Consider the following 19,672-nt stretch of genomic DNA (forward strand, 5'->3'; position numbering starts at 1 on the left):
ACGTAGATCATCATTCGTTCCCACCAATACCCTCCCGTCAATCGCAGAAGGAAACCCCATGGCCACGATCCCACGCCGCGACTTTCTCTACGGGCTTGGCTCTTCACTCGGAGCACTCGCGCTGACCGATTTGCAAGCGGCCGAGCAACGCTCGACCGCCACGGGCCCATTGGCACCGAAGCCTCCAATGCACAAGCCCAAGGCGAAGGCGGTCATCATGCTGTTCATGGAAGGCGGCCCGTCGCAAGCAGATACGTTTGATCCGAAACCAAAACTCAACGAATTGCACCGGACCGAGTCGACTCGGACGGCAGGCTTGGCTAACGGCAAACGTTTCTACGTCGGTAGCCCGTTTAAGTCTCGTAAGGTAGGAAATGCGGGGATCGAGATGTCCGATCCGTGGCAGTTCATGGCGGATCCCGAAGTCGCAGACGAGCTTTGTGTTTACCGTGGTTGCCAAGCAGAATCGCTGAATCACCCCGAAGCCTTGCTTCACATGAACACCGGAAGCCGCCTTGGAGGAGATCCCGGACTCGGTGCCTGGACGACATACGGCTTGGGAACGGAGAATCAGAATCTGCCGGGTTACGTCGTGATGACCGAACTCGCACTGCCACAGGCTGGTCCGGCGAACTGGACGAACGGATTCTTGCCGGCGTACTATCAAGGCACACGTTTGCGAAGTACGGGCTCGCCGATTCTTGACTTGAATCCTCCCGCTTTTAAAACCCGCGATCATCAGCGCAAGGCGCTCGATCAACTTGCCAAACTGAATGCCCATCATTCCGCAGCCCACCCGCAGCACGACGAATTGGCGGCGCGGATGGAAAGCTACGAACTTGCGTTTCGTATGCAAATGTCGGTTCCCGACATCATCGATTTGTCAAAGGAACCGGAGCACCTTCACAAGTCGTACGGACTCGATCGCAAAGAGACGGCGGCGTTTGGAAAGCAGTGCATGATGGCGCGAAAGCTGGTCGAAGAAGGCGTTCGCTTTGTCCAGATCTTCTCTGGCGGTTGGGACAGTCATGACTACCTGGAACGTGGTCACTCATCGCGAATCAACAGCGTCGATCAACCGATCGCGGCATTGATCAAAGATCTTAAGCAACGCGGTATGTTGGAAGACACACTCGTTGTTTGGACTGGTGAGTTTGGTCGAACGCCAGACAATAACTATCGCGGTGGAGTGACCGCACTCGGCCGGGGCCACAACGTCGACGCGATGAACATGTGGTTTGCAGGCGGTGGCGTCAAGAAAGGCTCGATTATCGGCGCGACCGACGAGATCGCTGCCGAAGCGGTCGAAGTGGTTCACCCGATTCGCGACGTCCACGTCACTATGATGCACCTGCTCGGCCTCGACGATAATAAGCTGACGTACTACCACGCCGGCCGCTACAAACAACTTAGCCAGTTCGGTGGCGAAGTCATCCACGAACTGATCGGATAGCGTTTCCAGATCCGTCGCTCATCATCCCGCAAGACTCAGCGACGGCTAGCAGTCTGTTGAGTATTAAATCAGACCTCTCCCAAGGTTGCGTCCTGCTTCGCAAAACATTGCGATGAGGGACGCTGCTTTCGCAGAGTGAAAGGCGATATTAGAAAATCAAGCGGCCCCCTAGTCGATTGATCAAGAACCTTCGTAAACGGCGCGACAAGCGGTCATCTGGTTCGATGCCACTCGTTTCGATGCGACCTACAAGTCTCTCGAAGCCACGTCACTATCTCACGTCCCACCCCCATCCACTCTTCTCCGCTCCATGAAATCCACCGTTGTTCTGCTTTTCAGTCTGTTCGCTGCGGCGTTCTTCAGCGTGCGTCCGGTCCAAGCTGACCGGCCAAACATCCTGTACATCATGTCGGACGATCACGCTGCCCATGCGATCTCTGCCTATGGCGGACGGTTAGCAAGTATCGCTCCTACGCCCAATCTGGATCGATTGGCAAATGAAGGCGCTCTGCTAACGAATGTGTTTTGCACGAACTCAATTTGTTCGCCTTCCCGTGCGTGCGTGCTAACCGGACAGTACAACCACATCAACGGTTCGTTTGACCTTTCAGGCCGAGTCGATCCTGGAAAACAGATGCTGGCCATCGAAATGAGACGTGCGGGATATCAAACGGCAATGATCGGCAAGTGGCACCTCAAAGCCGAACCGGCTGATTTTGATCACTATTGCGTGCTGCCGGGACAGGGGCGGTATCACGACCCCATCTTCCGTGTGCGTGGCGACAAACCTTGGGGCAAGAACACAATTGAATTCAAAGGTAAACATGTTACCGATGCGATCACTGATCTGACGCTGGAGTGGCTTCAAGCGGGACGAGATCAAAACAAGCCATTCTTTTTGATGCATCACTACAAGGCACCGCACGATTACTTTGACAACGCGCCTCGCTATGAATCTTACCTTGCCGACGTTGACATTCCAGAACCCGAAACACTGTGGAATCGTGACCCAAAGTTCGGTTCGCTGGCAACCCGTGGTGCCGATGATGAGCTGCTTCCTCATGTTGGTACCTCGATCGGGAACCGAAATCCGCGGCGTTCCTATCTACGCGACCTACCGGATCTCTATCCAGATGAGTTCCCAAAAAACTATGATCCGGCTGACTACAGCGACGAACAGAACACTCGATTCGCGTACAACGCCTACCTAAAGAAGTTCCTTCGCTGTGTCAAAGGAATCGACGATAACTTAGGACGGATCCTGGAGTACCTCGAATCCACGGGGCAACTTGACAACACCTTGATCGTCTACACCGCCGATCAAGGATTCATGCTCGGCGAGCACGACTATCAAGATAAACGCTGGATGTACGAAGAGTCACAACGGATGCCATTCTTGGTTCGCTATCCAAAGTCGATCGAAGCTGGCGGTCGGTTCGATACTATCATCGAAAATGTTGACTTCGCTCCCACCCTGCTCGACTTCGCTTCCGCCGAAATCCCTAATACGGTCCAAGGTCGTTCGTTTCGGTCGCTACTTGAAACCGGCGATGAACCAGACGCTTGGAAACAAGCTGCCTATTATCGCTATTGGATGCACATGGCTCACCATGACAATCCAGCACACCTCGGACTTCGTACCAAGACTCACAAACTGATCTACTTCTACGGTTGCAATTACGACGGTGGCTACCAGACACCGCCGGGTTGGGAGCTCTATGACCTCGTCAACGACCCTCACGAGACCAAAAACCTGATTGATGACCCAGGGAATGCTGAATTAGTTTTGCGGCTCAAACAGCAGCTCGCCGAGATGCGACGACAAATCGGTGACGACGGCAGTCATCACCCCAAGAGTGAAGCGATCGTCCAAGAATTCTGGGACTTCGATGAAGAAGACCGAGAAAAAGCCGTACAACTTTCGCGTCGTTATCTCCAACAGCGTCTCCAAGAACTCGACAAAGATCAGCGATCGCCGCGAACTTGGACCGGCAAGTAAACAGCGACCGCAATCAAAAGCACCTCGAAATAGCGAATCGTATTTTTCTTAGTTAGAGGTCGTCATAGATCAACGGTGAGGGCAGCACGTCTTCTTAGAACGCACCGCCACCGAGCGCTTGGTAAGCGTTGACGATTGCCGACAATTGCTCTTGCTTGGTTTCAACAATTTCCATCCGTGCTTCCATCAATTCTCGTTGTGCCAGAAGTACCTCGACGTACTCGGCTCGCGCGTTCTGGAACAACTTATTGGCCGCATCAACGGAGGCTTCCAGTGCAGTTAGTTGTGACTTTTTTAACTCGAGACTTTGCCGGATATTCTCAACCTTGGTGATCTCATTGACCACTTCGATGTGGGCTTCTAAAACGGTTTGCTGATAGTCGTAGATTGCTTGAAGCTGCGCCGAATTGGCGCTGCAGTAGTCCGCTTGGATTGCCCGTTTGTTGATTAGGGGACCGACCAGTTCTCCCGCTAATCCATAGACCAATGATTCAGGTGTTCGAAATAGGTACCCCGTACTGAACGCATTCCAACCCAATCCAGCGGTCAGACTGAGCGACGGATAAAACCTAGCCCGCGCTACACGGACGTCTAGACCTGCCGCGGCAACGCGCCGCTCTGCCTCACGAATATCTGGGCGGTGGAGTAGTAGTTCACTCGGTACACCCGCTTCCAACGTCGTCAGGTTTAAATCGATGAAGTCTGTTTGGCTTCGCCCGACTTGTTGCGGGTAGCGTCCGGCGAGAAAATTGATGCGGTTTTCGGTTTCGACAATCTCTTGTTGAATCAATGATCGTTCGCTGAGATTTTTCTGTACCTCCGCTCGGAAGCGTTGGACGGCAAGCTCGGTCCCTCGTCCGGCATCCTTTTTCGCTTGAGCAATACGCAAGCTTTGTTGCTGGATGTCGACCGTCGCATCAAGGATCTCGATTTGTTTATCGAGTGCCAATAAGCGGTAGTAATCTTCCGCAACATCAGCGACGACGCGGGTGAGGATATAGTTCCTACCTTGCGCGGTAGCCAAGTATCGGAGTGCAGCGGCGCGTTGGGAATTTCGCAGTTGATGCCAGATATCAAGTTCCCAGGAAACGTTGGCCCCGACACCAAAATCACCCAGGGGATCGGGAAAGCCTCGACCGGGAGCGACTTCAAGTTGATGTTCGACAGCACCTTCACGCGTGTGTCTGCCGGGTTTCTCGAATCCAGCCCCCGCACCGAGAGTGACGAAAGGACGATATTCTCCGCTGCGAGCGTAGGTTTCGTTGGAGGCGATTCGAATCTCTTCTGACAAGATCTTTAGATGCTGATTTCCCTCGATTGTTTCGACGATCAGACTCAGCAAATATGGATCGCTGTAGAATGCCGCGTGCGGCAGCTGGGCCGAGTTCGCTACGGGGTCAAAATTGATGGCTGGCTCGGTCATGCCAACTTCGGTATCGATCAAGCCGGCAACCTGATCACTCGCACTCTTGATTGCTTCCGGCGAATCTGACTCTAGTACCGAGTTATCGTTTTGAGGAATTTCGGTCCCAGTGTTTTGGGAAAAGCTTGCCTTTCGGACCAATCCGGCAATCGAAGAACGTTCAACCGAATCTGGAGCTAGTTTGTGGGTGACTTCCGGCGTTCTGTCGGAAGGAATGCCTTTTCCAAACGCCGCGCCATTGTTCCATTGGTAGATTTCTGGCATTGCCGGTCCTTCCGCCGGACCTCGCAGGCATGGTATGCCACATCCGGCTACGACGGAAAGCATTGCACCTAGGGCAGCGAAAAGTCCGGTTCGCGCGTGACCGTTCGGTACTGACAAGCGTCGTCTCATATTCATGATCCATCCTTGGTTTTGATCGCCGTCGTCGCGTCATGCGGACGATCTTTGCTTTCACGATTGAAACAAGAGCTATGCTGATGCAGAAACGATGGCGATGGCAGTCAACCATCATTCACTTCGCAATCAGTTACACCGGGATTCGCAATCGGATACACCGGGAAACGTGACGGGAAGAAGCTCCGAACCGCAAAAATTTTCACACGAGTCGTGGCCGGCTCCCGATTGTTTGCCGCCGCTCTCTCAATCGACTTAGAACAGGGCTGTTGACCAGAGAGCATTACCTGCAGCCCTTTTTCTGCCAACATTTGCAGATAGATTTTAAGACTCGGACCGATTCTGCGCGTTGCTCAATTACCGGTCACCCTCAAAAAAAGCAGCGACGGTGTGTGGTCCCGTGTTGGGGTAGCAGCTGTCCTGGGTTTGGATCAGTGAATGCGCCCACAGTTCGGGCACGCCACTTTCGGGCGCCGCGAGGATTTCTCGACGACGGCTGATGAAGACGTCCGAGTAGCGTTTTGTGATGCGGAAATCGTGGTCGAAGGCCTATTCATGATCTCGGGACGCGAAACAATGCCTGACGCGTTGCCTGGTCTGGTACTACGGTTATTGGCGAGCATCTTGATCGGCGACGATAGATGAGCGGTCTTGATGATTGGGTAGCGATTTGGGTTGATGAGAGCCCGGCCACTACCACCACGGCCGACGAACACCATGTAGCGTTCGCCGTCACGTCCGATTGCGATCCCTGCGCCTCCGTATTGAAAGTCACATTCTGTCGCACACGTCAGCCAACCCCATGACGCAGTCGCTTCGCCGCAACCTTCCGTCCAGCCGGCTGGGACAGATGGTCCCTGATGCCCGTTCTTCAGACCACGCGCCGCGCGGTACTCTGCCTTTTTCTGAGCGAACGCCGTCATCGCGGGATCCTCGGCTATTTGAGGAAGTCCTGCACCTCGGCGCCATGCGTTTACTTCGTCAAATGCGCCGCCGAAAACGAACGTTGATGTCGCGAAAAGCAATCCAAATAGTAGCGTTAGACGTGCCGTCATCAAACCAATCCCTTATAAGTCTGAGGTTACTCGTTATCCAAAAGTAACGGCGTCGACTGCACCGCTTCAAAGATAAAACTTTCGGAATGTCTGTCGAGCACCCTATCGTCGATTCCAATGATCGAAAACCCAGCTCCAGAACTGGGGTGATCCAGGCATAACGAGTGATCGACAAGCGAACCCGCCTCGAAATGGGGACGACGAACCGGACGTGCAGTTCGACAAACGGAGCGCTACTCGCCCTTACGCAAATGCGGCTCCTCGTCAGCAAAGTCAATCAGGTCCAAAAAAATGTGTTCGGCCAATTTGAAACCTGCAGTTCACCGTGCGCGTTTCGCCGCCTTTCGGTTGCCGTAGCGGGGATTGAAAGGGACCTTCAACGATCGCAGTATGAAGTCGAGGTGCAGAAGATAGGTTATCGTTCTAGGCAACGGTCGATCATGTCACTCGTAATGCCACTTGAAAGTTCGCTGCCCGAGTGGTCGTCTCGACGCAAAACATGCGGGGACGCGATTGGCTGAACAGTGAAGGACACTTCTTTTCCAAACGCGGATTTTTCTCAATTAGCCTTCGAGTAATAGGCCGGGGGGCATGACCGGCACAGTTACGTTGCGATCAACGAATCGAACGCTGTCGGCTGATGAACCGAACCCGTATCTTCAATCGGAACGAAGCACTCGGTTTCCAAAGGCCGCATTAGGCGATCAATTGGGTTCACTCACGAGCTTGTCGTTGCTGGAACAAGTCAAAGCCGAGACTCGTTTCGGCACGTGTTTCTAGATAGGGTCGATCGTAAGCTCGCCCTTTGTCGTAAAAGTTCTCAATCTCCCATACTTTCGTCCCATCCTTTGTTACCTCAATTTGTCGTGACGTCATTCGAGCGAACGATCCTTGCCAAACGAGGTCACCGCCTGATTCAATTGCTTCAAGACGCAGCAGTAACTCGGGATCGTTGCTGATGACGTACGCAAAAATAGCTCCATCGGAGATTCCTTTGTCACTGTCGCTATATCGGTAAAGCGGTTGCGGAAGCAGACGTAAATCCGTTGCCTCGCCGCTCCGCCGATCAAAACAACGCGCATCGAATTGTCTCGCCAAAGCACGCATCTGGACCAAACGGTGCGAAGCTTGCGACGCAGGTGCTGGCGCACCGGTGATAGAGAGCGGCTCGCAATTCCATCGATCCGGTCGCCACGTCAAACGGCCCTGACGCCGACATTCGAGGGTTTTCTCTGTAAACGACGAAAACTCCAGTCCGACGCTGTTGTTAGGACGACGAATTGAAAATGAGCAAGCTGCGAGCGGGCGTTTTCCATCCAGCCAAAGAAATGTCGATCCATGCGTGCTACCAAGCTCCTTTGTTGGGTTGCTATAGAACAGCAACGCATCTTCGGTGAACGCGAGTGGTGTCTCCATTGACTCGACCGTCAACGTGTATTGCTTCGCGAGATCACCGAGGTAGGCGCGCCGCAACTGTGTTTCTGCCTTCTGTTCCGATGTCGTTTCCGTTTCTTGACTTCGCACCGTCGATACCGAGAACGCCATCGAAAGTAGGAGGGCAAGGGTTTCAAGTCGCACGTATCTCTTCATAACGAACACTCCATCATCGAAAGCATCTGGGGACTAGAAACTATTGAATACCGTTAGCCGATTGGCGTTAAGCAGTTGGACACGAATGATTCGGCTTAGGTCATTTCACTCTCCCACCGAAAGAACCGGGCTTTCAGGTCCGGAGAGGGCACCCTTTCCGGCCGTCTGCACGTCCGACTCTCTTGCAAGCGGGATAGTGTTATCCAGATGCTTAAGCCCCAAGACTCGTGTTTACCGGCTTAACACCAATTGTTACCGGAAACCTTGGCTAGCGCCGTTCGGCTAATGACGAATTTGAACTAGAAAAACGTTAGCGTTCTACAGAAACAACACAGGACAGGCGGGAGTCAATTGTTTGCTGACCGTCCTCGCTTTTTGTAGACCAACTTCATAAACGGCGATTCATCACCGCCTTCAGGTGTGATGTACATCATTGTCACGCGTTGCCCGTCCTCGTAAACCGTGGTCATCCTGTGTTTCGCAGGATTGCCATCCATGCCTGGAGCCATTCCAGTAAGCGTCAACGTCTTCTTTTCCTTGTCGTAGTCACCTTTCAAGTGCATCATGCCAGGGCTTAAAGAGTCGATCCAAGTTCCAACGTATTGCTTCGTTTTGTCATCATAGCCGGTGCTTCCGCGGCCTTTAAATTTTTGCCCAAGCATTTCACCCTCAAAGCTGGTAATCAACCAGAAATCGCCGAGCATTTCATTCGTTTCCGTGCCTTTCGTCACCACCGGGGCCCCGGTAAAGAAACTGGTAATTTCGACATCCCACTCCCCAATATCTTCTTTGAAAATATCGTATTCTGGGCCTGCGGTAGGAAACTGTGCGAGTGACTGAGAATCCAAGATTCCGAGTTGTAGCAATGCGATTCCGAGAACGAACGTGTAGAGTTGACGTGAAAGATTCATCTGATCCCTGTGTCGCTGTGAAACGATAATTGAAGTGGCTGCTCGATCGTCTCGCCGTCACCGGTCTTGCGTCTGATGGCAGCACCATGCCGATCCATTGTACGCTTTGTATGGTGAGCGAAACTAGCGACTCATCGAACAGAAAAGTTTCCCAGGTTTCTTTGCATTTTTGTCACCGTAGTCCTTCGGAAATCGATCTGCGGTACAAATTGCTCATCTCCTGAGCGCAGCGTTTAGAGAAAATACGCCTACTAACCGTCACGTCGAAAATTGCTGAGGATGCAAATGCCCACTCGTTTCACAATCTTTCTTTTCGGGTTCGCGTCGCTTTTCAACCTTCAATCTTCATTGAATGCTCAGGAGAATTCGCCGAAAGATCAGCCAATCTTCGAATGCGACTTCGATAGCGAGCAGTGGTGGCGAGCTTGGGGCCTACGGCAGCCTCCGAAGAGAGTCGCGGTCGTTGACTCTGATGATCGACTAGGGTTCAAACCGCATCTTGGTCGCGCTCTGCGAATTCGAGTCGATGAGGGTGGGCATTACGGAGTCAGTTTGGAATACCGTTTTGCGAAGCAGTTGGGGTCCGAGCCGGAAGAAATTTACTTCCGCTATTATTTGCGCTTAGCATCCGATTGGAGTCCGAAGTACGGCGGGAAATTTCCGGGCATCGGAGGAACCTACGGACGTGCAGGTTGGGGAGGACGGAAGGTAGACGGGACGGATGGCTGGTCGGCAAGGGGGCTGTTCGGAGGGCTGAAAGGCGGAAAGACACCGATCGGTTATTACTGCTATCATGCTGACATGCCGGGAAAGTACGGCGAGAATTGGTATTGGGACCGTGGCGGATTCCCGGGCTTGGAAAGAAATCGCTGGTACTGTATCGAACAGTACGTCAAGCTGAACACGCCGGGCATGAATGATGGTGTGCTACGGGCTTGGGTCGACGACCAACTTGTTTACGAAAAGGCTGACGTCCGTATGCGCCAAGTTGACGAGCTAAAAATCGAAACCATTTGGATCAATGTCTATTACGGCGGAAGCTGGACTGCACCGGCCGATTATCATCTCTTCATTGATGACGTCGCGATTGGCAAAACGCGGATCGGAACATCAACGAATTTCCGGTAGTAGCGGATCGGATTTTTTGCTCGAACCCAACTACTGTGTTCAAGTCGCTGGATTCGTATCTTGTTGCGCCGGAAGAATTGAGTTCGCGACAGCAACTGTTCACGCAGGACTATTGGTCATCGCGCTCTAAGCAGTTGAACACGAATGATTCGGCCTAAGTCATTTCACATCCCCGCAAGCGTGGATGTGTTATCGAGATGCTTCAACCCCAAGAATCGTGTTTACCTGTCTAGAGGACACCGCGATCATTTGGCTGGCGAGACCTGATGAATATGCACGTCTTGTTGTGGGTATGGAATCGAAATTCCGGCTTCATCAAACCGCTTTTTAACCGCTCGGGTGACATCGGTTTTTACCTTCCACCAATCACTGGTCTTCGCCCATGGTCGGCAAACGATGTTGACCGATGAATCGGCGAGTGCATGCGTGACGACGACGGGCTCGGGATCGCTGAGCACCAATTCGTGATTGACAACGATGTCTTTGATAATTGCTTCGGCTTCTTCGAAATCGTCGTCGTAGCCGATTCCAAATTCTAAATCCACGCGTCGGTTTTCGTTCGCGGTGATGTTGGTGATTACGTTGTTCCAGATCTCATTGTTAGGGACGTAAATCGTTTGGTTGTCAAACGTTCGAAAACGCGTCGAGACTAAATTCATCTGGTCGATCGTTCCTGTGATTCCACCGGCGCTAACGACGTGGCCGACATCGAAGGGGCGGTTAATCAAGATCATCAATCCGGAAGCGAAATTACTGAGCGTGCCTTGCAAGGCCAGACCGATGACAAGCCCGGTCGCACCGATCGCAGCAACGATTGGTGTGATATCAATCTCTAAGGCCGTTAAGGCAACCGCAAATCCGATCGCAAAGACCACATTCTTGATCGTCTGTGAGATCAAACGCTCGGCCAATTGTGACAATCGAATTTTCCGATCGAGCAACCAATTGACGATCCGAGCGACGATTTTGGCAACGATCCACGTGATTAAAAGGATGGTGAAGAACCGAACCATATTCCACGCCCAGCGTTGCCCGCCTTCCTTGGAACGCAGCCAACCGACAACGCCGCTCCAAGCCGATGTGACATCGGTGGTATCGAGTTCGATTCCCGAGATCGCATAGATGTAATCACGGTACTCTTTGACTTCTCCGCCCTTTAGCTCAAGCGAAGCGAGTACCACAGTTAATCGATCTGCCAATGCCGTTCGCTCGCTTTGTAGAGTCGTAACGCTTTTCAGTAACTGATCTCGCACGGTTTTGACATTCGTGCTTGGTACCGCTGTTTCGGAATTCGTTGAGGCAGCTTCGTCGCTGTCCTCAATGGGAACCGATTCTGGGCTTGGGTTTTCTGTAGCAGCGTCGTCTGTTGACGCGTTTTCGGTATTGCCGCCTTCGGCGGAGACGACTTCATCGGTTTTCAGCGTGGTATCTACGCTCACTTCCTTTTGGGCTTGCTCGACTTTCTTAGACGCAAGGTCAACGATCGACTCGGCTTGGCGCACTTGCTCCTCGGCCACCGATTGGTCTTTAGTACCAAGCGCTTCGGTGACTTTCTTGGCACCAAGTCGGGCGGCTGAAACCTGTGCCGCTTTCGCGCGAAGCAGTTTAAACCAGGCGTCCGCTTCGACTTGCAGTTCACCTTTGGTGAGAGGGCGTACAAGAATTTGTAATTTATCGACGGCAATCCATGGATCGGTGGTGGTCATTGCCACATAGGCATCGCCTTCGCCAGCGGTTTCCGAAGTTTCGTTCTCCTGAGATCGAGCGACCGAGGGCGAAAGGAGAAGGGCGAAGGTGAAGATGGCCCCCGCAAGAAGGCTGGATGGCAAAAGTCTCATACGATTAGATCCGTCTCGGGCAATAGGCTGAAATGAACGTGTCCGATCGGAATGTATTTTACTGGCGTCACCACGTTTGGCGAAGTGTGAGAGATGGCGAGGGAGTCTGATTGTCGCGGGAGGCTCGGCGAAATCAGTGGAGCGAATCTCAGTGACAGAACGTGAAGGCTCTAGTAGCCGGTAGAACTAAACCGGACCGGCAAGGTGCTCGCCGCCGCTGAAAAGCCAAGCGGCGGACCTCAGTTTGCGACCGCACGTGATGGATTTAGCAGAACACACCACCGCCATCTGGTTTCCCAAACAGCCGTTCACCAACGCAAACACTTTTCCGAGCAGACCATCAGTCTATGGAAGCTTGTGAAAGGTTCTCATTCATCCAGCATCAATCACGCCCCTGGGTGAATCATTTCTACAACGATTGGATATTCCAGATCTGAAATCGATCGTGCCGATCCTGTTTCGCCAAAATTTAGTAAGACGCGACAACCGTAGCACGCATCGTTCGCCCATGAGCTGAGATGCATGGGTCTACGGTGAGGTTCTCGCCACCGATCGACAACGCCTTAGCGAGAAGACTTTGCCCAAGCATAATTCTTTCTTATTTGCCGAATTCGGGCTTTCACCGAGGCAGCTTCGGTCGTCTCGGCTTGATCAAGAAGTTGGCACGTTGGTTCACGAAGCGATTTTCGAGTCTCCGCGGTTGCCGCGATCACGCTATACGTCCATGCACGGACAAACTTGTTTTCATGTCGCTGCAAAGCCTCTAGTGGCTTTTGCAATGTTCGGCAAACGGCAGCCGGGAGGCGATGCGTCGAGAGTAGTTGCAGCAGGTGAAGTTTCGCCTCCCAGTGATCCACCTTTTTAAGCAGCTTCGCCAATGCGGTTATCTGACCTTCGATCAATGGCTCTTGCTGATCGTTCCATCTCTTCAGGATCCAAGTTGCGCCGGATTGCATTTTCGGATCATGCTCTTCCGCTGCCGCAATCAAGTCTTCAATGGTCGCGTCGTTTCGGTCAAGTCGATCGTCGAGCCGCTCCAGCGATTGCGTGGATTTTCCGTCAAATTCCTTTAGACCAGCGAATAGCGTCATGGGTGAAGGCAGAAGGCAGAAGGCAGAAGGCAGAAGGCAGAAGGCAGAAGGCAGAAGGCAGGGTGCGGTGAATGTCGGGTTTGCGAGGCTTTGCGTCGGAACGTCCATCGACATTGCAACACATCACCAGTTTACGCTGTGTGATGTATGCCGTGTGAGTCGAAACTGCGGTGCTGGGACTCGCCACAAGTCAGATTTCCGGAGAAGGTCCGGAACCGCTCCTGAATGATTTTGCTGTAAGAGCAGGAAGTCCCGCCGGTAAACTTGGTTGGGAAACGAAGCTCAGATTCCAACGTGTGAAAACATCTGCCAAAGACCGCCGCCATGCCGATTCCATCGCGATTCCAGCCCGTACATCTTTCAGCCGAGCAGTGGTTGAATCAATCCGATCCGCCACGTGGGGTTCAAGAAGGAAAGCCATTTGGAACAAACTGTGTCGTGATTCGGTATAGTACCGATGTGGTGGGGGAGGGTCCGAAACTGCATGTGCATCCGTACGACGAGCTTTTCCATATTGTCCAGGGACGCGCTGAATTTACAGTCGGCGAGGAAACGTTTGTCGCCGAGGAAGGGGCACTGGTTATCGGTCCGGCAAATTTGCCACATGCCTACAAGAATCTTGGGCCGGGACGTTTGGACTCGGTCGATATCCACTTGAACGACGAATGGATTCAGTACGATCTTCCCAGCGATTGAAACGATATGTCGGTGCCTTGATTTCCAGAAAAGCCGGCCTGATCGCGACTATTATCGTCTTGGTCGGTGTATGGACTTCGTGGGGAATTGGCAGTCGATTGGTCGCTCCGGCTCGACAGGTGATTGGTCAACCACCAATTGAATTCGAAGCGTCGACGATCGAATTTGAAAGTGATTCTGGCGCGCTCATCCGAGGTTGGCATCTGCGACCAGCGAATTCACAAGGTATCATCGTACTCCTACATGGGATACGCAGTTCGCGGCGAATGATGCTCGATCGTGCCCGAATGCTCTATGAAGCAGGCTTTGCATCTCTTCTGATTGACTTGCAATCGCACGGCGAAAGTTCTGGAGAGGCAATCACGTTTGGTGCCCGTGAACGGTTTGATGCGACGGCCGCGGTAAGGATCGCAAAACAGATCCACCCGGGGCAACCGATCGGAGTGATCGGTGTATCACTTGGCGGTGCGTCGGCGATTCTCGCGTCGCCGCTGGTCGTCGATGCGATGGTGGTCGAATCGGTGTACGGAGATATTCGCAGGGCGGTGCACAATCGCGTTGAAGCAAGGCTGGGGCCGTTGTCTCCTTTGGCATCGTCAGTCTTGCTCTATCAATTGCGATATCGATTGGGGATCGACCCAAGCGAACTTCGGCCGATCGATCGCATTGCAAAGGTTGGTTGCCCGGTCATGGTAATCTCGGGATCGGATGACATTCATACGACGGCTGACGAAACACGAGCACTCTTTGCCGCGGCTAATGAACCTAAATCACTGTGGTTGGTCGAAGGGGCGACGCATGTCGATTTGTATAAAGCCGAGCCACACGAATATCGCGAACGCGTGCTTGAGTTCCTTTTTCGTTCAATGGAAAAGCCTGCGCGATGAACGGTTCAACACGTTCGGTGCAGACTGGTCATGTCCGTCGCAAGCCACAAGAATTTCGCCAACGGTCATTGTGAATCGGACTCGGTTTCGTTCGGCTTGAGATTTGAAAGAAGAAATTGTTTGACCATCGCATTGATCTCAGGTTTGCCAAATTCAGGGCCGCCGTGACCTGCGCCAGCGATCAGATGCAATCGATGCGGAACTTTGGCGTTGCTTAACGCCTCTGCGAGAGCTTCGCTTTGATTGGCGGGAACCGTTTTGTCCTTGGTGCCGTGGATGATCAAGAACGGAGGATCCTCGTCATCAATGTAAGTGATCGGATTGACGCGTTTGATGCCCGCAGGATTCGCGAGGACTTCGCCTCCACCGAGAAGTTTAGATTCGGGTGACCCGTCGAGATTGTGACGTTCGTAGCCTTCGGTGGTAACAAATCGTTTGAAATCAGTAGGGCCGAAAAAGTTGACGACCGCCTGGACCTCGCTTGACTGGTCGAGCCAACCGCCGTCGCCTTCGAGATCTTTGTTGCCGCCGGAGGTGCCTAGAAGGGCGACGAGGTGACCTCCTGCAGAACTGCCGCCGACCGCAATTCGCTTGGGATCGAGGTTGTACTTTTCTGCGTGAGCTCGCAGGAACCGAATCGCGCACTTGCAATCTTCGATCTGGGCAGGGAAGGGCGCTTCGCCAGTGAGTCGATATTCGATCGTCGCTCCAACGAAACCTTCCCGGACTAATGGAACGACCTTGCCAACGCCCCCTTCTTTGGTACCGCCCTGCCAGCCGCCGCCGTGAATCCAGACGTAGACGGGTCTTGGCTGGTCACTCTCTTTTTTGGGGACGACGATATGCAACTTTAGATCGCGTCCGCCACCGGTTCCGTAGACGACATCGCGGTGGACGGTAACGTCTTGGGGGCCTCGCGCGTTATTGCCTTGGCGGCCATTACTTCGGCCCGCTCTGTCAGGACTTTGGCCGTTTTGACGCAGCGCGAGGAATTCGTCGCGGGTTACCGCACCGTCATTGTCGCGGTCGAGGCGTTCGAATAGTCGCGCGGGGCCTTTGAACTCCTGCTGGCTGATCTTGCCATCAGAATTTTTGTCCTCGCGTTTGAGCACTTGGTCGAACGACGGCCGTCGGATTTGTTGTTGGGCGAGCACCGGGACAGCGACACAACCGCTAAGCCCAAGAGTTAACCAGCCAATCAAATGGCGGCAGGAACGGAAAGCTGGCATGGTGATTCTGTTGAAAACGGATTCGTGAAAGGTTGTTGTGCTACGCTGGGAAACGAAAGGTTTAACCACCACAGCGCCGGAAAGTTCCGTATTCGGAGTTCGAACGCTCAGATTCGTATGTCCCAGTCGTGCGGTAAACGGCCTCTATCGACTGACCACGACGACATGATTCCAGTACGCCCATTCGTTGTTCCAGTCGTTCGCTCGGTTCTCCAACATCAGTCGGATTTCCTGGCCAGCATAGGACGTTAAATCCACATTGATGTCCAGCCATTCGTTCGCCCCTACGGTGTCAGGACCGACCACGGTTTTTTTGAGTACCTGATCATTGACAACGACCCGCAATTCCCAATCGCCGTGGGGGTGATGGCTGACTCGCATCTTAAGTTGCGTTTGTTTGTCAGCAGGGATCTTAAAATCTCGGATTAATCGGCATGGCCGCTTTCGACTTTCTGGGTGTGTTTGCATCGCGGTTTGGTTGCGAAAACTGCTGTGATAAACTATGCCGCCTTCGCCGACATGACGTGCGTCAAACTTGGGAGCGACCTTGGCCACAACGGCTTGCCAGTCTTCGCCGACGCTGGCAACTCGGTCGCCCGTGGCAAGTCGCCGGGCGACGAATTCTTGAATCTTGGGTAACCGGCAATCGATCGCAAGTTGCAGCGACTTCTGGGGCCACAGTGGGACCATCGGTTCAAGCGCGAACCAATACATTCGTTCCAAATTTGGATCGTCGGTATCGTCGGTATGTTGAGTCAAAGCGTGTAACAAATCCCAACGATCTTCGAACGGAAAACGCGTGACCGCCGATGCGAGAAACAAACGCACGACTGGCGAGGAGTCCTCATTCGCCAATCGCAGAAAACGTTGCATCACATCGTTATCGACAGGGCTCTCTGCCGACGTCGCGGCATGCAGGAAGAACGCGTCGACGGCGCTCCGGTCGCAAAGAAAACGAACCGACCACGCTCGTACGTACTCGTCGTCATGCCCGAGCAATTCGACAAGGTCGCTTCGATTGATCGTTTGGGTCAGGTATTGGGCCCATAGCGCACGCAGCCGATACTTTGATGAGTCGGCTGACCGAAACTGTTCGGCCAAGGCATGAGCGACCGCAACGCGATCCAGCGTTCCGTTGACCGAGCGGTGGTGCAGCAATACGCGAGCCTGTCGGACGTACCAATCGTTGGGATGGGACTGCAAATCGGCAAGCTGTCGGTCGGAGAGAGCGGGCAGGTTCGGGCGTTCGATCGGTTTCGCGTCTTCAGGCATGATGCGATAAACACGACCGCTTTCGGGAAAATTGATGGCGTTACCACAGACGTCAGTGTCGTGCCAATCGAGTAAATAGACACCGCCTTCGGGACCGATTTCAACGCTGAAGCCCACCCACGCGAGATCGTTCGTTGGCATAAAGTCATCGCCATGTTTTCCGACGAAACTTGAACCACGACGTTCCATCACATCTGTCAGGACGGCGTGTTCGTGGATATTGCACATGAACAAACGGTCGTGGTATTCGGAGGGGAACGCATCGGCAAGATAAAACCGGGCGCCACCATGAGCGGACAGATGAGTATGATCGCGAATGGTTTTAATGTCGTCGTAGACGTAGGGGTTAATGTGCGGACGACTTTGCTTGTGATAGACACCACCTTGGACGATATGAAACAGGTGAGGAATCACGCAGCAGGTTGCGAAACCCTGGCCATGCCGATCGAAATCAAATCCCCAAGGGTTCGATAGCCCTCGGGCATACACCTCATACTTTTTCGTGACCGGGTGAAATCGCCAGATTCCTCCGTCGATGAATTGTCGTTGCGAATCGTCGCACCCCGGTTTGCCCACTTGAGATTGGGTGAACACTCCGTGGCATCCATACAACCAGCCATCGGGACCCCAGATAAAACTATTCAGCGTCTCGTGTCGGTCATTGATTCCCCAGCCATCGAGAAGGATTTCGCCAGGCCCGTCGGGCACGTCATCGCCGTCGGCGTCTGGGATGAAAACCAGGTTGGGGGGCGAACCGAGGTAGACGCCTCCAAAACCGACGGCGATCCCCGAAGTAAACGTCAGATCGTCTTTGAACGTTTTTCGTTTGTCGAAAACACCGTCGCTATCGGTGTCTTCCAAAATCTGAATGCGACTAACTTTCTCGTCGGTGTGTTCGCGACGTGTTCGATAATTCAGGTTTTCGACGACCCACAACCGTCCGCGCGGGTCGAAGCAGAATGCGATCGGTTCGGCCAGCGTCGGTTCAGAGGCGAAGATTGAAACTTCAAATCCTTCCGGGACCGACATCGCATCAACGGCTTGTCGAGGCGATAGGAACGGCGCGTCGCTGGTTCGATGTTGTTTCTTCGGCAATCGTTGCTGCGCGTTTGCGGTCGGTGCAACGAGAGAAGTCGCGAATACGATCATCAGCAGGGAGTAAGATGAAAACTTCATCGTTGGAGCTCCACTTGCGAGCGGGTTTGCATGTACTTGAACAGGTCAAGGAGGTCTTGGGGGGGAAGCTGGTCGAGCTGACCATCGGGCATCATCGATTTCTCAGAAACCTTCCGAGCTTCGATGTCATCTTTGGCAATCACCAGCCGTGGTCGATCGACCGTTTTCAAAACGACTCGCTGCGAGTCTTCTTCGGCGAGCACACCGGTCAGGACTCGTCCGTCGGTTGTTTGAACAATCTGTGTCCGATAGCCTTCCGGCACGTCGGCACTCGGTGCGACGCTGTTGAGCAAGAAGTAGTCGAGGTTGGCTCGGTTGGAGCCGGTGAGGTCAGGACCAACCTTGCCGCCTTCGCCGTACATTTGGTGGCAGGCACCACAAGTTTTCGTAAACACCGATCGGCCGCGCCCGGCATCGGCGGACTGCAGTGCTTTGTCATTAACGATGGACTTGTAACGGGCGATCGTTTCGGCGACGTTGACGTTTAGCGATTCGATTGTCCCATAGGCTTCGATAAACGTGTCGCCGACGAGATCTTGCATGGAACGGGCGACATAGCTGGGCACGTCCGCCTTTTTAACCGTACCATCGTTGAGCCACGCGACCATCTGGTTCGCATAGTCGGTTCTTGTTGCCAAGGTCTCTAGGATCGCGCGTCGTAGGCGAAGATCGGCGGTGGGAAAAAGCGTTTTCATCAACGCCGGGCCGGCGGCAGAACCGGCGACGGAGTAGGCCCGAACGGCATCGATTTGAAGTTGTGGGTCGTCGATCAAGGGTTCGAGTTCGGCGGCCAAGTCTTCATAACGCTGTGCGACGAGTGCGGCCAAGGCGGATCGCCGGTTATTGATCGGCGCATTGCGATTACGAAGTACCGCGATCGCATTGGCCGTCGCTTCGGCATCTCCAAAGATCTGCGACAGTTGTTCGATTGTCGTTCGAAGTTCGCGATCACCTTCGTTTTTCAGCGTCTGCCGGAGCGAATTCCATCCGTTAGGCGGTGGAACATTTCGGCGGCCTTCGAGTCCTCGCAGCATTCCACGTAGCAAGGCTTGACGTGAGTCCACATCATCAGTCGCCGCAACCGCGTCGATGATCAGATCAAGAGGGTTGTGATCGACGGCAGAGCAGGGCAGGGGGGCGAAAAAAATTGTCATGGCAAGACCGCAGATTGCGATGGCGCGATTGGCTCGAACACCATGACAGGGGCAGGGAGGTTCACCGGGGGCGTAGAGATTTTTTGAGGTCATAGGACTCCGTAAACCCGTCGTAGCGGTTCTTTCGTTCTCAGAGATGATTTAGCAGGCTACTACTATACCCCGCCGATCGTGTTGTCGTGGGATGGTTGATCGTTCGCGGTCATATTTGACGCGTCGCTGTTTTGCTGTTGTCATCTTTCAAACATCCGTGCGATCGGAAGCGTTCGAAGACAGGCGATCAGTTACAATCGTGTTCCCAGCGGCAATCGATGGGCAACGACGGTTTGGTTTTTTCGATGGCGGTACGGAAGAGCAGGGCAGTCCGCGCGGGC

The 19,672-nt window shown here is 53.5% G+C and carries 14 protein-coding genes; 5 read left to right on the forward strand and 9 right to left on the reverse strand.

The window, feature by feature from the left end; genetic code table 11:
- The first annotated feature begins 58 nt into the window (after nt 1–58).
- Together FYC48_RS08995 and FYC48_RS09000 are read left to right on the forward strand one after the other, a co-directional pair.
- Entirely contained in the window at nt 59–1,453 is a 1,395-nt protein-coding gene (locus FYC48_RS08995; protein WP_149496365.1) for a DUF1501 domain-containing protein, read from the forward strand.
- Between the two features lie 310 nt (nt 1,454–1,763).
- Complete coding sequence (locus tag FYC48_RS09000; RefSeq protein ID WP_149496366.1) at nt 1,764–3,452, forward strand: sulfatase family protein; 1,689 nt, start codon at nt 1,764–1,766, stop codon at nt 3,450–3,452.
- Between the two features lie 94 nt (nt 3,453–3,546).
- Here the strand turns inward: FYC48_RS09000 and FYC48_RS09005 are convergent, their stop codons facing one another.
- From FYC48_RS09005 to FYC48_RS09020, 4 genes are all read right to left on the reverse strand, one after another.
- The gene (locus FYC48_RS09005) at nt 3,547–5,139 is read right to left on the reverse strand and encodes a TolC family protein (RefSeq protein ID WP_235034161.1); all 1,593 of its coding nucleotides are present in this window, start codon (nt 5,137–5,139) and stop codon (nt 3,547–3,549) included.
- A gap of 563 nt (nt 5,140–5,702) precedes the next feature.
- The gene (locus FYC48_RS09010) at nt 5,703–6,326 is read right to left on the reverse strand and encodes a CAP domain-containing protein (RefSeq protein ID WP_149496368.1); all 624 of its coding nucleotides are present in this window, start codon (nt 6,324–6,326) and stop codon (nt 5,703–5,705) included.
- Nucleotides 6,327–7,040: 714 nt separating this feature from the next.
- A complete protein-coding gene (locus tag FYC48_RS09015) occupies nt 7,041–7,916 on the reverse strand; it encodes a hypothetical protein (protein ID WP_149496369.1) in 876 nt (291 codons plus the stop codon).
- A gap of 347 nt (nt 7,917–8,263) precedes the next feature.
- A complete protein-coding gene (locus FYC48_RS09020; RefSeq protein ID WP_149496370.1) occupies nt 8,264–8,827 on the reverse strand; it encodes a DUF1579 domain-containing protein in 564 nt (187 codons plus the stop codon).
- Nucleotides 8,828–9,112: 285 nt separating this feature from the next.
- Between FYC48_RS09020 and FYC48_RS09025 the strand changes: the two genes are divergently transcribed.
- On the forward strand, nt 9,113–9,955 hold the full coding sequence (locus tag FYC48_RS09025) for a polysaccharide lyase (RefSeq protein WP_149496371.1): 843 nt from the start codon (nt 9,113–9,115) through the stop codon (nt 9,953–9,955).
- A gap of 245 nt (nt 9,956–10,200) precedes the next feature.
- On the opposite strand, the gene FYC48_RS09030 is transcribed toward FYC48_RS09025, so the two are convergent.
- Together FYC48_RS09030 and FYC48_RS27685 are read right to left on the reverse strand one after the other, a co-directional pair.
- Complete coding sequence (locus FYC48_RS09030; RefSeq protein WP_149496372.1) at nt 10,201–11,793, reverse strand: mechanosensitive ion channel family protein; 1,593 nt, start codon at nt 11,791–11,793, stop codon at nt 10,201–10,203.
- Between the two features lie 563 nt (nt 11,794–12,356).
- A complete protein-coding gene (locus tag FYC48_RS27685) occupies nt 12,357–12,884 on the reverse strand; it encodes a hypothetical protein (protein ID WP_160149409.1) in 528 nt (175 codons plus the stop codon).
- A gap of 324 nt (nt 12,885–13,208) precedes the next feature.
- Between FYC48_RS27685 and FYC48_RS09040 the strand changes: the two genes are divergently transcribed.
- Both FYC48_RS09040 and FYC48_RS09045 read left to right on the forward strand, forming a co-directional pair.
- Nucleotides 13,209–13,580: a cupin domain-containing protein gene (locus FYC48_RS09040; protein WP_149496374.1), complete on the forward strand. Its 372-nt coding sequence runs from the start codon at nt 13,209–13,211 to the stop codon at nt 13,578–13,580.
- Nucleotides 13,550–14,467 carry an alpha/beta hydrolase gene (locus tag FYC48_RS09045; RefSeq protein ID WP_149496375.1) on the forward strand — a complete coding sequence of 306 codons (918 nt, stop codon included), beginning with the start codon at nt 13,550–13,552 and terminating at the stop codon, nt 14,465–14,467. Before FYC48_RS09040 ends, FYC48_RS09045 begins: the two co-directional genes overlap by 31 nt.
- A 65-nt stretch (nt 14,468–14,532) precedes the next feature.
- Here the strand turns inward: FYC48_RS09045 and FYC48_RS09050 are convergent, their stop codons facing one another.
- The 3 genes from FYC48_RS09050 to FYC48_RS09060 all read right to left on the reverse strand — a co-directional run bounded on the left by FYC48_RS09050 (nt 14,533) and on the right by FYC48_RS09060 (nt 19,298).
- On the reverse strand, nt 14,533–15,696 hold the full coding sequence (locus FYC48_RS09050; RefSeq protein ID WP_149496376.1) for an alpha/beta hydrolase fold domain-containing protein: 1,164 nt from the start codon (nt 15,694–15,696) through the stop codon (nt 14,533–14,535).
- A 144-nt stretch (nt 15,697–15,840) separates the two neighbouring features.
- Complete coding sequence (locus FYC48_RS09055; protein ID WP_149496377.1) at nt 15,841–18,144, reverse strand: PVC-type heme-binding CxxCH protein; 2,304 nt, start codon at nt 18,142–18,144, stop codon at nt 15,841–15,843.
- On the reverse strand, nt 18,141–19,298 hold the full coding sequence (locus FYC48_RS09060) for a c-type cytochrome (RefSeq protein ID WP_160149410.1): 1,158 nt from the start codon (nt 19,296–19,298) through the stop codon (nt 18,141–18,143). The genes FYC48_RS09055 and FYC48_RS09060 overlap by 4 nt, the downstream gene beginning before the upstream one ends.
- Nucleotides 19,299–19,672: the final 374 nt, after the last annotated feature.

Origin of the sequence: Roseiconus lacunae (genome assembly GCF_008312935.1) — a bacterium.
GTDB classification, from domain to species: Bacteria; Planctomycetota; Planctomycetia; order Pirellulales; family Pirellulaceae; genus Stieleria; species Stieleria lacunae.

Coding starts and splice junctions, on each gene's coding strand:
- FYC48_RS09000 (WP_149496366.1), top strand. CDS start 1,764: ATGAAATCCACCGTTGTTCTGCTTTTCAGTCTGTTCGCTGCGGCGTTC.
- FYC48_RS09020 (WP_149496370.1), bottom strand. CDS start 8,827: ATGAATCTTTCACGTCAACTCTACACGTTCGTTCTCGGAATCGCATTG.
- FYC48_RS09005 (WP_235034161.1), bottom strand. CDS start 5,139: ATGCCAGAAATCTACCAATGGAACAATGGCGCGGCGTTTGGAAAAGGC.
- FYC48_RS09050 (WP_149496376.1), bottom strand. CDS start 15,696: ATGCCAGCTTTCCGTTCCTGCCGCCATTTGATTGGCTGGTTAACTCTT.
- FYC48_RS27685 (WP_160149409.1), bottom strand. CDS start 12,884: ATGACGCTATTCGCTGGTCTAAAGGAATTTGACGGAAAATCCACGCAA.
- FYC48_RS09055 (WP_149496377.1), bottom strand. CDS start 18,144: ATGAAGTTTTCATCTTACTCCCTGCTGATGATCGTATTCGCGACTTCT.
- FYC48_RS09010 (WP_149496368.1), bottom strand. CDS start 6,326: ATGACGGCACGTCTAACGCTACTATTTGGATTGCTTTTCGCGACATCA.
- FYC48_RS09030 (WP_149496372.1), bottom strand. CDS start 11,793: ATGAGACTTTTGCCATCCAGCCTTCTTGCGGGGGCCATCTTCACCTTC.
- FYC48_RS09045 (WP_149496375.1), top strand. CDS start 13,550: ATGGATTCAGTACGATCTTCCCAGCGATTGAAACGATATGTCGGTGCC.
- FYC48_RS09025 (WP_149496371.1), top strand. CDS start 9,113: ATGCCCACTCGTTTCACAATCTTTCTTTTCGGGTTCGCGTCGCTTTTC.
- FYC48_RS08995 (WP_149496365.1), top strand. CDS start 59: ATGGCCACGATCCCACGCCGCGACTTTCTCTACGGGCTTGGCTCTTCA.
- FYC48_RS09015 (WP_149496369.1), bottom strand. CDS start 7,916: ATGAAGAGATACGTGCGACTTGAAACCCTTGCCCTCCTACTTTCGATG.
- FYC48_RS09060 (WP_160149410.1), bottom strand. CDS start 19,298: ATGACAATTTTTTTCGCCCCCCTGCCCTGCTCTGCCGTCGATCACAAC.
- FYC48_RS09040 (WP_149496374.1), top strand. CDS start 13,209: ATGCCGATTCCATCGCGATTCCAGCCCGTACATCTTTCAGCCGAGCAG.